We start from the raw sequence: 12,326 nt of genomic DNA, 5'->3' as shown, positions 1-12,326 counted from the left end.
ATGACCACCATCCATCGTCAGGCGCTGCTCCCCCAGTCCGCGGAACAGGTGTTCCGCCTGGTGGACGATATCCCGCACTACCCCGAATTCCTCCCCTGGTGCCGTTCGGCCCAGGAGCTGGAGCGCAACGAGGACTCCGTGAAGGCGACCCTGGAGCTGGCCTACGGCTCCATCCACAAGTCCTTTACCACGCGGAATTACAACCACTGGCCCAGCCTTATCGAGGTCCATCTGGTGGATGGACCGTTCCACCATCTGGAGGGGTTCTGGCGCTTCGAGCCGCTGGGGGAGGATGGGTGCCGGGTCTCGCTGGATCTCACCTTCGAGTTCAGCAGCCGCATCGTCGGCATGGCCATGGGGCCGGTCTTTACCCAGGTGGCCAACAGCCTGGTGGATGCCTTCAGCAAGCGTGCGGAGGCCGTGCATGGCGGATGAGGCGGCCAACCAGGAGAGCAGCGGGCCCATCAAGGTTGAAGTGGCCCATGCACGGCCGGAGAGCCAGGTCCTGCTGAGCTTCGAGGCCGAGCCGGGGATCACGGCCCGGCAGGCGGTGGAGCGCTCCGGGATCCTGGACAAGTTCCCCGACATCGACCTCATGGGGGAGAACAAGCTCGGTGTCTTCGGCAAGCTGATCAAGCCGGACCAGCCCCTGCGCGACGGCGATCGGGTGGAGGTCTATCGCCCCCTCATCGCCGACCCCAAGGAGGTTCGGCGTCAGCGTGCCAAGCAGAAGAAGGGCAAGGACCCGGCCGGGGAGCCGGAGGAATCGGCCGGCGAGGGGAGTGGCGAAGAGGCCTGACGGCCGCTAGATGTGGCGGCGGCCCGGGGCCGTGATCAGGGTGTGCCCGGCGCCGGCATGCCGCCGCCGGGCTGAGGCGCGCCACCCCCACCGCCGGCGGGGGAGCTGGGCGCCACTGGCTGACCCGGATCGGTGGGCGTGGTGCGGGCCTCGCTCCCTCGCACGAGTTCGCGGTGGCGACCCTCCGGCGGCACGTCGCCCCGGATGCTGGCTACCTGTCCGGCCTCGTCGAAGCGGACGGTCAGGGTGTAGTCGGCCACCTGCTCGCCGTCGCGGCGGTAGCGATAGGCATAGACCCACTGCCGCGGATGGAAGGGATCCACCAGCATGGGGGAGCCGGCAACGCGGCGAACCTGGCTGGCCGACATGCCCTCGCGGAGCTGGTCTCGCATCTCCGGGGTGACCAGGTTGCCCTGCTGGATATCCGGCTTGTGAACGCACCCGCCGAGGAGCACCACCAGTAGTGACAGGGAAAGTGTGGTTGTAACGAGAGTGCGTTGCATTTACGCTTCCAGCCGGCTCTGACAGGGCCAAAACGAGCATCCTACAGGGGGCAAACGTGCAAAGCCAAGAGCTGAAGAAGCTGGGCCTCAAGGCCACCCTACCGCGGCTCAAGATCCTCGAGATCCTGGAGCACGCCACCGAGCGCCACATGAGCGCCGAGGATGTCTACAAGGCCCTGCTGGAGGCCGGCGAGGAGATCGGACTGGCCACCGTCTACCGGGTGCTGACCCAGTTCGAGGCGGCCGGTCTGGTGGAACGCCACCACTTCGAGGGCGGCCACTCGGTCTTCGAGCTCAACGAGGGGGAGCACCACGACCACCTGCTCTGCGTGCGCTGCGGACGGATCGACGAGTTCATGGACGAGACCATCGAGCAGCGCCAGAAGGCCATCGCCGATGACTACGGCTACGAGATGACAGGCCACTGCCTCTACATCTACGGCGTCTGCCCCGACTGCCAAAAGGCCAAGTAAAGGCCTCCGGAACCCTCCCGCTACTCTCCCGGCAACTGCCTCAGGCGCTGGCGGCGGCCGCCTCCCGGCCGCGCCGGATCATCTCCTCGGCGTGGGAGAGGGTCTGGTCGGTGATCTCGACGCCGCCCAGCATCCGCGCCACCTCCCGGGTCCGCTCCGCCTCGTCCAGGGGGGTGATGACCGTCTCCACGGAATCCGTATCGGTCGCCTTGGCCACCTGCAGGTGGTTGTGCGCCTGAGCGGCCACCTGGGGCTGGTGGGTGACGCAGAGCACCTGGTACTCCTCCCCGAGCTGGCGCAGCCGGCGGCCCACCATCTCGGCGACGCCGCCACCGATACCCACATCCACCTCGTCGAAGACCAGCACCGGGATGGCGGCGTTGCGCGCCGTGACCACCTGGATGGCGAGGCTGATCCGGGCCAGTTCGCCGCCGGAGGCCACCCGCTGCAGGGGCCGCAGGGGCTGGCCGGGGTTGGTGGTGACCTGGAACTGGACCGCCTCGGCGCCCTGGGCGCCGGGGCTCTCCAGGGGCTCCAGGGCGACCTCGAAGCGGGCATTGGCCAGCCCCAGCTCCGGGAGGTGGCCGTTGACCTGTTCGGCCAGCGCCTCGCCGGCGGCCTTCCGGGCGGCGGTCAGCGCCTCGGCCGCCTCGCGGTACTCGGCGGCGGCCTCCGCGCGCTCGGATTCCAGCCGCTGGAGCCGGTCGCCGGAGGCGTCCAGGCCGTCGAGCTCCTCGCGCAGCCGGGGTAGCAGGCCGGGCAGTTCGTCCAGCTCGCAGCGGTGCTTGCGGGCCAGTTCGTGGGCGGTGTCCAGCCGCTGTTCCACCGCGGCCAGCCGCTCCGGGTCGAGCTCCAGGCCGTCGCGGTAGTGGCGCAGCTCGGTGGTGGCCTCGTTGATCTGGACGGCCGCCGATTCCACCAGGTCGGCCGCGGGACCCAGGCCGGCATCCACCTCTCGCAGGCTGCCGAGTTCGCTGGTGGTCCGGCCCAGGAGCCCGGCGGCGGTGATCTCCTCGCCCTCGTGCAGCACGGCGATGGCGCGCTCGCAGGCCTCCAGCAGCTGGCGGGCGTGGGAGAGGCGCTCGTGCTCGGCCTCCAGGCGGTCGGGTTCGCCCTCCTCCAGGGCCAGTGCCTCCAGCTCCTCCACCTGGTAGGCCAGCAGCTCCCGGCGCGCCTCGCGGTCGCTGTCCGCCTGCTGCAGGGCCGCCAGCTCCGAGGCCAGCTCGCGCTCCCGACGGTGGGCGGCGGCCACCCGGCTGCGCAGCTCGTGGGCGCCGGCGTACTCGTCCACCCGGTCGCGCTGGGCCTCGCGGCGGAGCAGCGACTGGTGGGCGTGCTGGCCGTGGATGTCCACCAGCCGCTCGCCGAGTTCACGCAGGGCGGAGATGGCCACCGGCCGGCCGTTGATCCAGGCGCGGGAGCGGCCATCGGCGCCCACGGTCCGGCGGACGCGGAGTTCCGGCTCGTCCTCGTCCAGCTCCTGTTCGGTCAGCCAGTTCTGGACGGCCTCCAGGCCGGTGGTATCGAACTCGGCGTTGACCTCGGCCCGGTCGGCACCGGCGCGGACATGGGCGCTGTCGGCCCGGTCACCCAGGGCCAGGCCCAGGGCGTCCAGGAGGATGGACTTGCCGGCGCCGGTCTCGCCGGTGAGCACGGTGAGGCCGGCCTCGAAGTCGAGCTCCAGGGCCTGGACGATGGCGAAATCGCGGATGTGGATGGAGCGCAGCATGGAGCAAGTATGCGGCCTCCTGCACGGCCCGGACAAGCGTCGCCCCTAGTCGGTGCCGAGCGGGGGGCCGCCCCAGTGGAGCTTGGCGCGCAGGATCTCGTAATGGTCGTGGTCCGCGGGGTGGAGCAGGTGGAGCGGGGCCGGGTGCTTGCTGATGATGACCCGGTCGCCGGCGGCCAGGCCGAGGTTCATCTGGCCGTCGCAGGTGAGCTGCGCCTGGGGCTGGCCGTTGGCGCTGACCCGCAGCTCCACGTGGCGATCGCCGCCGACGACGATGGGGCGGTTGGAGAGGGTATGCGGGCAGATGGGCACCAGGGTCATGGCATTCAGCGACGGCTCCAGGATGGGGCCGCCGCCGGAGAGGGCGTAGGCGGTGGAGCCGGTGGGGGTGGAGACGATGAGCCCGTCGGCCCGGATGGAGTTGAGGAAGCGCCCGTCGATGTAGGTGTCCACCTCGATCATCCGGGCGATCTCCCACTTGTGGATGACCGTGTCGTTGAGGGCGGTGGCCTCGCTGATGGTCTGGCCGTCACGCTGGATGCTCGCCTTCAGAAGGAAGCGGTCCTCCACGTGGTAGTAGCCCTCGAGGATCGCCTCCAGGCGGTCCTCCAGGTGGTCCGGGGAGATGTCGGTGAGAAAGCCCAGTCGGCCCAGGTTCACGCCCACCAGCAGGGGGCCGTAGTCGGCCAGGGTGCGGGCGGCGTTGAGCAGGGTGCCGTCGCCGCCGACGACGATGATGAGGTCGGCGTGCTCCCCCAGCCCCGCGCGAGTGGCCACCTCCAGGTCGTGGCCGGCGCAGACCGCGGCGGTACTCTCGTCGAGGAGTACGCGGCGGTCGCGGGCGGTGAGGAAGTCGGCCACCCGGCCCAGGGCATCGCTCATGCCGGGGTCGCTGTACTTGCCGATGAGGCCGACGGTGTCGAAGCGCGCGTGGGTCATTGGGATTCCCTCCTTGCAGGGAAATTAGCACGGGCCGGGGAGGCCACCAAGCCCGGCTTGACGGGCGTGCGGGGCGCTGATAGCGTTCGTTAGCACTCGCGATGGGTGAGTGCCAGAGGGCGGACGCCGACGAGAGACCGTGACCGACGAGACCCACAACCTCAGCGAGCGAGCCCTGACCCTGCTCAAGACCCTGGTCGAGCGGCATATCAATGAGGGTCAGCCCCAGGGGTCGCGCGCCCTGTCCCGGGCCTCGGGGCTCAACGTCAGCCCCGCGACCATCCGCAACATCATGGCCGACCTGGAGGAGATGGGGCTGGTGCGCTCGCCCCATACCTCCGCCGGGCGCATCCCTACCGCGCGGGGTTACCGGCTCTTCGTGGATAGTATGCTCACCGTCGGCTCCCTGGACGAGGGCGAGCTGGACAGCCTCAGTGACCAGCTCGACCCGGATACGACCACGCCGGAGCTCTACTCCCACGCCTCGTCCCTGCTCTCCTCCATCACCCGGATGGCGGGGGTAGTGGTGCTCCCGCGCCAGGAGCAGGCGGCCTTCCGGCACATCGAATTCCTGCGCCTGGATGACGAGCGGGTGCTGGTCATCTGGGTGATCAACGAGCGCGACGTCCAGAACCGGATCATCCATACCGAGCGCGCCTTCTCCGAGTCGGAGCTGCAGGAGGCGGCCAACTACCTCAACCACCACTTCGCCGGGCGCAACCTCCATGATATCCGCGCCGGCCTGCTGCGCGAGATGCGCCAGGCCCGGGATTCGGCCAACCGGCTCATGGTCACCGCCATCCAGATGGCGGAGAAGGCCTTCGCCGCGGATCCGGAGGAGGAGAGCGGTGATTACGTCATGGAGGGGGAGTTCAACCTCCTGGACTACGAGGAGATGGCGGATACCGACAAGCTCCGGGAACTCTTCCAGACCTTCTCCCGCAAGCGCGACATCATGGACCTGCTGGATCGCGCCTCGGTGGCCGACGGCGTCCAGATCTTCATCGGCGAGGAGTCCGGCTACGAGGTCTTCGAGGACCTCTCGGTGGTCACTGCCCCCTACGGCGCCGACGGCCGCACCCTGGGGGTACTCGGTGTCATCGGGCCCACCCGGATGGCGTACGACCGCGTGATCCCGGTGGTGGACGTAACGGCCCGGCTGCTCGGGGCCGCCCTGAACCGGGGTACGTGACCCCTCCTTGAAACGCGGCCAAAGAACCCCACATAGGCGAGGGAATCGGCGCCGTTGCGCGCCCCGGCTTTAATCCAGAAAACGGACAAGAGAGACCCATGGCGGAACGAGACGACGAGCAGCAACCGGCGGAAGAGCCGACCCAAGAGGTGACCGGCGAGCAGGGCGAGGCCCCCCTGGAAGAGGACTCCGAGGCCCATCTGGAGGAGCACCCCGAGGCGCTCCTGGAGGACCTGCGCGCCAAGGCGGACGAGAACTGGAACCACTACCTCCGGGCCCACGCGGAGATGGAGAACCTCCGGCGCCGCCACGAGAAGGAGCTGGAGAACGCCCACAAGTACGGCCTGGAGAAGTTCGCCAACGAACTCCTGCCGGTCATCGACAGCCTGGAGATGGGCCTGGCCAGCATCCCGGACGATGACGGCGGCAGCGATGTGGCCGCCAAGACCCGCGAGGGCATGGAGCTGACCCTCAAGCAGCTGCGCTCGGCGGTGGAGAAGTTCGGGATCCAGCCGGTGGAGCCGGCCATCGGCGACACGCTGGACCCGGAGCGGCATCAGGCCATGTCCACCCAGGAATCCACCGAGGTGGCGCCCAACGGGGTGACCGCCGTGATGCAGAAGGGCTACCTCCTCAATGACCGGCTCCTGCGGCCGGCCATGGTCATGGTGGCCAAGGCGCCGGCCGACTCCTGAGCGGAGCCCCTTGAAAGGGGAGGCAGGGCGCCCCACCTGAGAGTCAAGATTCACGCAGCATCGACGAATTCACGCGAATCAGAATCGGAGTCAAGACAATGGGCAAGATTATCGGCATCGACCTGGGTACCACCAATTCCTGCGTCGCCGTCATGGAGGGCGGCCAGGCCCGGGTAATCGAGAACAGCGAGGGGGACCGCACCACGCCCTCCGTCGTCGCCTTCGCCGACGACGACGAGGTCCTGGTCGGACAGCCGGCCAAGCGCCAGGCGGTCACCAACCCCCAGAACACCCTCCACGCCGTCAAGCGCCTCATTGGCCGCAAGTTCGAGGACGACGAGGTCCAGAAGGACATCGACCTGGTCTCCTACAAGATCGTCAAGGCCGACAACGGCGACGCCTGGGTGGAGGTCAAGGACAAGAAGATGGCCCCGCCGGAGATCTCCGCGCGGGTCCTGCAGAAGATGAAGAAGACCGCCGAGGACTACCTCGGCGAAGAGGTCACCGAGGCCGTCATCACGGTCCCGGCCTACTTCAACGACTCCCAGCGCCAGGCCACCAAGGACGCCGGCAAGATCGCCGGCCTCGAGGTCAAGCGCATCATCAACGAGCCCACTGCCGCGGCCCTGGCCTACGGCATGGACAAGCAGCGCGGCGACCGCAAGGTGGCGGTCTACGACCTGGGTGGCGGCACCTTCGACATCTCCATCATCGAGGTGGCCGACATCGAGGGCGAGCACCAGATCGAGGTGCTCTCCACCAGCGGCGACACCTTCCTGGGTGGTGAGGACTTCGACAGCCGCCTCATCGAGTACCTGGCCGACGAGTTCCAGAAGGACCAGGGTATCGACCTGCGCCAGGATCACCTGGCCATGCAGCGCCTGCGCGAGGCGGCGGAGAAGGCGAAGATCGAGCTCTCCTCCGCCCAGCAGACCGAGGTGAACCTGCCCTACGTCACCGCCGACCAGACCGGGCCCAAGCACCTCAACGTCAAGGTGACCCGGGCCAAGCTGGAGTCCCTGGTGGAGGACCTGGTGCAGCGCTCCATCGACCCCTGCAAGACCGCGCTCTCCGATGCCGGCCTCTCCGCCTCCGATGTCGACGATGTCATCCTCGTGGGCGGTCAGACCCGCATGCCCAAGGTGCAGGAGGGGGTGAAGGAGTTCTTCGGCAAGGATCCGCGCAGGGACGTGAACCCGGACGAGGCGGTGGCCGTGGGTGCTTCCATCCAGGCCGGCGTCCTGGGCGGTGACGTCAAGGACGTGCTGCTGCTGGACGTCACCCCGCTCTCCCTGGGTATCGAGACCATGGGCGGTGTGATGACCAAGCTCATCGAGAAGAACACCACCATCCCGACCAAGGCGAGCCAGGTCTTCTCCACCGCCGAGGACAACCAGACGGCCGTGACCGTCCACGTCCTCCAGGGCGAGCGCGAGAAGGCCTCGGAGAACAAGTCCCTGGGCCGGTTCGACCTCTCCGACATCCCGCCGGCCGCCCGCGGGGTGCCGCAGATCGAGGTGACCTTCGACATCGACGCCAACGGTATCCTCAACGTCTCCGCCAAGGACAAGGCCACCGGGCGCGAGCAGTCCATCACCATCCGCGCCTCCAGCGGCCTCTCCGAGGACGAGATCGAGCAGATGGTGCAGGATGCCGAGCAGCACGCCGCGGACGACCAGAAGTTCCGCGAGGTGGTGGAGGCCCGCAACCAGGCGGACAACCTCATCCACGCCACCCGCAAGGCGATGTCCGATCTCGGCGATGACCTCGGCGGCGACGAGAAGGAGACCATCGAGAACGCCATCAAGGAGCTCGAGGAGGCCATGGAGGGCGAGGACAAGGAGGCCATCGAGACCAAGATGCAGGCGCTCTCCGAGGCGTCGTCCGGCATGGCCGAGCGGGCCTACCAGCAGGCCGGCAGCGGTGAAGAGGCCGCCGGCGGCCAGCAGGCGGGCAGCGGTTCCGCCGATGACGACGTGGTCGACGCCGAGTTCGAAGAGGTCGACGACGACAAGCGCAACCAGAGCTAGACCGCGAAGGTAGCGGTCCGGCCGACGGTCCGACAGGCGGGGGCGACCTCGCCTGTCTTTGCACGTCGGGACCTTGGTAAACGCACCGCGAGCGGTGCCCGAACAGCGAAGGGATCATGGCAAAACGCGACTACTACGAGATCCTCGGCATCCAGAAGAATGCCAGCGAGGCCGAGATCAAGAAGGCCTTCAAGCGCATGGCCATGAAGTACCATCCGGACCGCAATCCGGATGACGAGGAGGCCGATCGCCTCTTCAAGGAGGCCCGGGAGGCCTACGACGTCCTCAGCGACTCCCAGAAGCGGGCCGCCTACGACCAGTTCGGCCACGCCGGCGTGGAAGGCGGCGGCATGGGCGGAGGCGGCGGCTTCGGTGGCTTCGGCGGCGGGGCCGGCGGCTTCAACGACATCTTCGGCGATATCTTCGGGGACATCTTCGGCGGGGGCGGCGGTGGTCGCCGCGGCGGGCCGCAGGTCTTCCGCGGCGCCGACCTGCGCTACAACCTCTCCCTGGACCTGGAGGACGCCGTCGCCGGGACCACGGTGAAGATCCGCTTCCCGGCCGCCAAGGCTTGCGAGACCTGCGAGGGTTCCGGGGCCAGGCCCGGCAGCAAGCCCCAGGAGTGCCCCACCTGCCACGGTCAGGGCCAGGTGCGGATGCAGCAGGGCTTCTTTACCATCCAGCAGCCCTGCCCGCAGTGCCATGGCCAGGGCCAGGTGGTCACCGACCCCTGCCCCGACTGCCACGGCCAGGGCCGGGTGGAAGAGGAGCGCACCCTCTCGGTGAAGGTGCCCGCCGGCGTCGATACCGGCGACCGCATCCGGCTCGCCGGCGAGGGCGAGCCCGGCGAGAACGGCGGACCGGCCGGCGACCTCTATGTCCACATCCAGGTCAAGCCCCACTCCATCTTCCGGCGCGAGGGCAACGACCTCCACTGCGAGGTGCCCATCTCCTTCGCCACCGCCGCCCTGGGCGGCGAGCTGGAGGTGCCGACGCTGGAGGGCAAGGCCTCGGTGAAGGTCCCGGCGGAGACCCAGACCGGCAAGGCCTTCCGCCTGCGCGGCAAGGGGGTCCAGTCGGTGCGCGGCGGCGACGCCGGCGATCTGGTCTGCCGCGTGGTGGTGGAGACGCCGGTGAAGCTCAACGAGCGCCAGCGCGAACTCCTGGAGGAGCTGGAGGAATCCCTCCATCAGGATCGCGCCACCCACCGGCCGCGCGCCCATTCCTGGCTGGACGGGGTGAAGAACTTCTTCGATAGCCTGAAGTCGTAGGCGGTAGGTGAACGGCCACAGCCAGAGGGGTAGCGATATGGAACGCAGAGGCGAGACGGAAACCACGACGCCGGCCGTCGATTCCGGCCGACGGCGCATGCTCGGCGGTGTGGGGGCCCTGGCCGCCGGCGCCGCCGGCTGGCTGCTCGGGGGCCGGGCGCGGGCCCAGGAATCGGCGGACGAGATGCGCTTCCCCGGGGACCCGGCCGAGCACAAGGTGGTCTACCAGCTCAACCGGGCCGATCCCGACTACCACGACCACGTCATCTTCTCCGTGGGCGAGATGATCCGCCGCTACGGGGACAACGTGGAGGTGGCCGTGGTCGCCTTCGCCGAGGGTATCCACACCCTGGCGAAGGAGCCGGAACGGCCGGTGAGCGAGGAGATCCAGCAGCGGATCTCCAGCCTCTCCCAGTACGGCGTGGACTTCGTCGCCTGCGGCAATACCATGGAGGGCCTGGGCTGGGGCGAGGACGACATGGTCGACTTCGCCCGCGTGGTCCAGGTCGGCGCCGCCGAACTCATGGAGCTGCAGCAAGATGGCTACGCCTATATCGCCTGGTAGGGGAGACGCATAATGGCCCGAATCGGAGTCACCGGCGCCGGCGGGCGCATGGGGCGCAACCTGGTCACCGCCGTGGCCGCCGCCGACGGGGCGGAGCTGGCGGCGGCCGTGGAGCATCCCGACAGCGAGGTCATCGGCACCGATGCCGGGACCCTGGCCGGGGAGGGCGCGCTGGGTGTGCCCATCGGCCACGATATCGAGGCGGCGGCAGCGAAGTGCGATGTCCTCATCGACTTCACCCGGCCGGAGGCGACCCTGGCCTACCTTACCGCCTGCCAGCGCGCCGGCTGTGGCCTGGTCATCGGGACCACCGGCTTCGACGAGGCGGGCAAGCGCGCTATCGCGGCTACCGCCGAGTCGGTGGGCGTGGTCTTCGCCCCGAACATGAGCGCCGGGGTGAATCTCAGCCTCAAGCTGCTGGAACTGGCCGCCCGGGCCCTGGGGGACACCGTGGACGTGGAGGTCATCGAGGCCCACCACCGCCACAAGGTGGACGCCCCCTCCGGGACCGCCCTGCGCATGGGCGAGGTGGTGGCCGAGGCCACCGGTCGCGACCTGTCCGAGCACGCCATCTACGGCCGCCACGGCCACACCGGCGAGCGGGATCGCCATACCATCGGCTTCGAGACCATCCGGGCCGGGGATATCGTCGGCGAGCACACGGTGCTCTTTGCCGGCGACGGTGAGCGCCTGGAGATCACCCACAAGGCCTCCAGCCGCCAGACCTTCGCCAGCGGCGCGGTCCGGGCGGCCACCTGGCTGGCGGGGCAGAAGCCCGGGCTCTACGACATGGAGGATGTCCTCGGTCTGCGCGGGGCCGGTGGCTGACCACCCGGGGTATCGGGCGCTTGTCGGCCTGTGCGGGGGTCCATTAAACTGACGCCATTCACGAGTCGACGATGAACGTTGTGCGGGAGTCACCCCGAGGGGTGCTCCCGCTTTGCATGTCCAGACCGGAGGGTTGCCTTGGAAAAGCCTGCCATTCTCGCCCTGGAGGACGGGACGATCTTCCACGGCGTCGCCATCGGCAGCGAGGGCCGGAGCGTCGGCGAGGTGGTCTTCAATACCGCCATGAGCGGCTATCAGGAGATCCTCACCGATCCCTCCTATCTGCGCCAGCTGGTGACACTGACCTACCCCCACATCGGCAACACCGGGGTCAACGAGGACGACGAGGAGTCCGACGGCATCCAGGCCGCCGGCCTCATCGTCCGCGACCTGCCCCTGGAGGCGAGCAACTACCGCTCCCGGGAAGAACTCGGTGACTACCTGCGCCGCCACGGGACCGTGGCCATCGCCGAGGTGGACACCCGTGAGCTCACCCGCCTGCTGCGGGAAAAGGGCGCCCAGCGCGGCTGCCTCATGGCCGGCGAGGTGGACGAGGCCGCCGCCGTGGCGGCCGCCCGGGAGTTCCCCGGCCTCTCCGGCATGGACCTCGCCGCCGTCGCCTCCACGGACACCCCCTACGAGTGGGTCCAGAAGGCCTGGCGCCACGGTGAGGGGTATCCGGAGGCGCCCCACCCCATCGAGGAGCACTACCCCTGGCACGTGGTCGCCTACGACTACGGTATCAAGCGCAACATCCTGCGCATGCTGGCCGAGAGCGGCTGCCGGGTCACCGTGGTGCCGGCGAGGATGCCGGTGTCGGAGGTCATGGAACTGGCGCCCGACGGGGTGCTGCTCTCCAATGGCCCCGGCGACCCGGAGCCGTGCGACTATGCCATTGACGCCATCCGTGAACTCACCGAGCGGCGGGTGCCGCTGTTCGGGATCTGTCTCGGCCACCAGTTGCTGGGGCTGTCCAGCGGGGCGCGCTCGGAGAAGATGAAGTTCGGCCACCACGGGGCCAACCACCCGGTGCAGGACATCGCCTCCGGCCGGGTGATGATCACCAGCCAGAACCACGGCTTCGCCATCGACGAGGCGAGCCTGCCGGAGAATCTCCGGCCGACCCATCGGTCGCTCTTCGACGGCAGCCTCCAGGGCATCGAGCGCACCGACTGCCCGGCCTTCAGCTTCCAGGGCCACCCCGAGGCGAGCCCGGGTCCCCATGATGTCCGCCCCCTGTTCGACCACTTCGTGGAGCTCATGAAGGCTTCCCGGAGTGCCCACTGAGGTAGCGCCACCCCC

Annotated in this window: 13 protein-coding genes; 10 read left to right on the top strand and 3 right to left on the bottom strand. The window is 69.0% G+C overall.

What is annotated here, in order from left to right; all coding sequences use genetic code 11:
- Positions 1-435 (top strand): type II toxin-antitoxin system RatA family toxin, encoded by a 435-nt coding sequence (locus BM272_RS12280; protein ID WP_093429089.1) that lies wholly within the window; start codon positions 1-3, stop codon positions 433-435.
- Positions 425-799, top strand: a complete 375-nt coding sequence (locus tag BM272_RS12275; RefSeq protein WP_093429088.1) for an RnfH family protein — start codon at positions 425-427, stop codon at positions 797-799. The genes BM272_RS12280 and BM272_RS12275 overlap by 11 nt, the downstream gene beginning before the upstream one ends.
- A 35-nt stretch (positions 800-834) precedes the next feature.
- On the opposite strand, the gene BM272_RS12270 is transcribed toward BM272_RS12275, so the two are convergent.
- The gene (locus tag BM272_RS12270; RefSeq protein WP_093429087.1) at positions 835-1,302 is read right to left on the bottom strand and encodes an outer membrane protein assembly factor BamE; all 468 of its coding nucleotides are present in this window, start codon (positions 1,300-1,302) and stop codon (positions 835-837) included.
- Between the two features lie 56 nt (positions 1,303-1,358).
- Here BM272_RS12270 and fur point away from each other — a divergent pair, with 56 nt between their 5' ends.
- Complete coding sequence (gene fur, locus BM272_RS12265) at positions 1,359-1,775, top strand: ferric iron uptake transcriptional regulator (protein WP_205407812.1); 417 nt, start codon at positions 1,359-1,361, stop codon at positions 1,773-1,775.
- Positions 1,776-1,815: 40 nt separating this feature from the next.
- Here the strand turns inward: fur and recN are convergent, their stop codons facing one another.
- Both recN and BM272_RS12255 read right to left on the bottom strand, forming a co-directional pair.
- Positions 1,816-3,504, bottom strand: coding sequence for a DNA repair protein RecN (gene recN / locus BM272_RS12260; protein ID WP_093429085.1), 1,689 nt, complete (start codon positions 3,502-3,504; stop codon positions 1,816-1,818).
- Between the two features lie 45 nt (positions 3,505-3,549).
- The gene (locus BM272_RS12255; RefSeq protein ID WP_093429084.1) at positions 3,550-4,443 is read right to left on the bottom strand and encodes an NAD(+) kinase; all 894 of its coding nucleotides are present in this window, start codon (positions 4,441-4,443) and stop codon (positions 3,550-3,552) included.
- A 139-nt stretch (positions 4,444-4,582) separates the two neighbouring features.
- Here BM272_RS12255 and hrcA point away from each other — a divergent pair, with 139 nt between their 5' ends.
- The 7 genes from hrcA to carA all read left to right on the top strand — a co-directional run bounded on the left by hrcA (position 4,583) and on the right by carA (position 12,311).
- Positions 4,583-5,635: a heat-inducible transcriptional repressor HrcA gene (gene hrcA / locus BM272_RS12250; protein WP_093429083.1), complete on the top strand. Its 1,053-nt coding sequence runs from the start codon at positions 4,583-4,585 to the stop codon at positions 5,633-5,635.
- A gap of 98 nt (positions 5,636-5,733) precedes the next feature.
- A complete protein-coding gene (gene grpE, locus BM272_RS12245; RefSeq protein WP_093429082.1) occupies positions 5,734-6,330 on the top strand; it encodes a nucleotide exchange factor GrpE in 597 nt (198 codons plus the stop codon).
- 98 nt (positions 6,331-6,428) lie between these two features.
- Positions 6,429-8,360 carry a molecular chaperone DnaK gene (gene dnaK, locus BM272_RS12240; protein ID WP_093429081.1) on the top strand — a complete coding sequence of 644 codons (1,932 nt, stop codon included), beginning with the start codon at positions 6,429-6,431 and terminating at the stop codon, positions 8,358-8,360.
- A 116-nt stretch (positions 8,361-8,476) separates the two neighbouring features.
- Positions 8,477-9,631, top strand: a complete 1,155-nt coding sequence (gene dnaJ, locus BM272_RS12235; protein WP_093429080.1) for a molecular chaperone DnaJ — start codon at positions 8,477-8,479, stop codon at positions 9,629-9,631.
- A 37-nt stretch (positions 9,632-9,668) separates the two neighbouring features.
- A complete protein-coding gene (locus BM272_RS12230) occupies positions 9,669-10,196 on the top strand; it encodes a DsrE family protein (protein WP_093429079.1) in 528 nt (175 codons plus the stop codon).
- A 12-nt stretch (positions 10,197-10,208) separates the two neighbouring features.
- The gene (gene dapB / locus BM272_RS12225) at positions 10,209-11,024 is read left to right on the top strand and encodes a 4-hydroxy-tetrahydrodipicolinate reductase (protein WP_093429078.1); all 816 of its coding nucleotides are present in this window, start codon (positions 10,209-10,211) and stop codon (positions 11,022-11,024) included.
- Positions 11,025-11,162: 138 nt separating this feature from the next.
- Entirely contained in the window at positions 11,163-12,311 is a 1,149-nt protein-coding gene (gene carA / locus BM272_RS12220; RefSeq protein WP_093429077.1) for a glutamine-hydrolyzing carbamoyl-phosphate synthase small subunit, read from the top strand.
- Positions 12,312-12,326: the final 15 nt, after the last annotated feature.

Origin of the sequence: Thiohalospira halophila DSM 15071 (genome assembly GCF_900112605.1) — a bacterium.
Taxonomy (GTDB): Bacteria; Pseudomonadota; Gammaproteobacteria; order Thiohalospirales; family Thiohalospiraceae; genus Thiohalospira; species Thiohalospira halophila.
The sequence above is the reverse complement of the archived record's forward strand: the minus strand, read 5'-3'. Positions and strand labels throughout refer to the sequence as shown.

Coding starts and splice junctions, on each gene's coding strand:
- grpE (WP_093429082.1), top strand. CDS start 5,734: ATGGCGGAACGAGACGACGAGCAGCAACCGGCGGAAGAGCCGACCCAA.
- dnaK (WP_093429081.1), top strand. CDS start 6,429: ATGGGCAAGATTATCGGCATCGACCTGGGTACCACCAATTCCTGCGTC.
- BM272_RS12275 (WP_093429088.1), top strand. CDS start 425: ATGGCGGATGAGGCGGCCAACCAGGAGAGCAGCGGGCCCATCAAGGTT.
- BM272_RS12270 (WP_093429087.1), bottom strand. CDS start 1,302: ATGCAACGCACTCTCGTTACAACCACACTTTCCCTGTCACTACTGGTG.
- dnaJ (WP_093429080.1), top strand. CDS start 8,477: ATGGCAAAACGCGACTACTACGAGATCCTCGGCATCCAGAAGAATGCC.
- recN (WP_093429085.1), bottom strand. CDS start 3,504: ATGCTGCGCTCCATCCACATCCGCGATTTCGCCATCGTCCAGGCCCTG.
- BM272_RS12230 (WP_093429079.1), top strand. CDS start 9,669: ATGGAACGCAGAGGCGAGACGGAAACCACGACGCCGGCCGTCGATTCC.
- BM272_RS12255 (WP_093429084.1), bottom strand. CDS start 4,443: ATGACCCACGCGCGCTTCGACACCGTCGGCCTCATCGGCAAGTACAGC.
- dapB (WP_093429078.1), top strand. CDS start 10,209: ATGGCCCGAATCGGAGTCACCGGCGCCGGCGGGCGCATGGGGCGCAAC.
- BM272_RS12280 (WP_093429089.1), top strand. CDS start 1: ATGACCACCATCCATCGTCAGGCGCTGCTCCCCCAGTCCGCGGAACAG.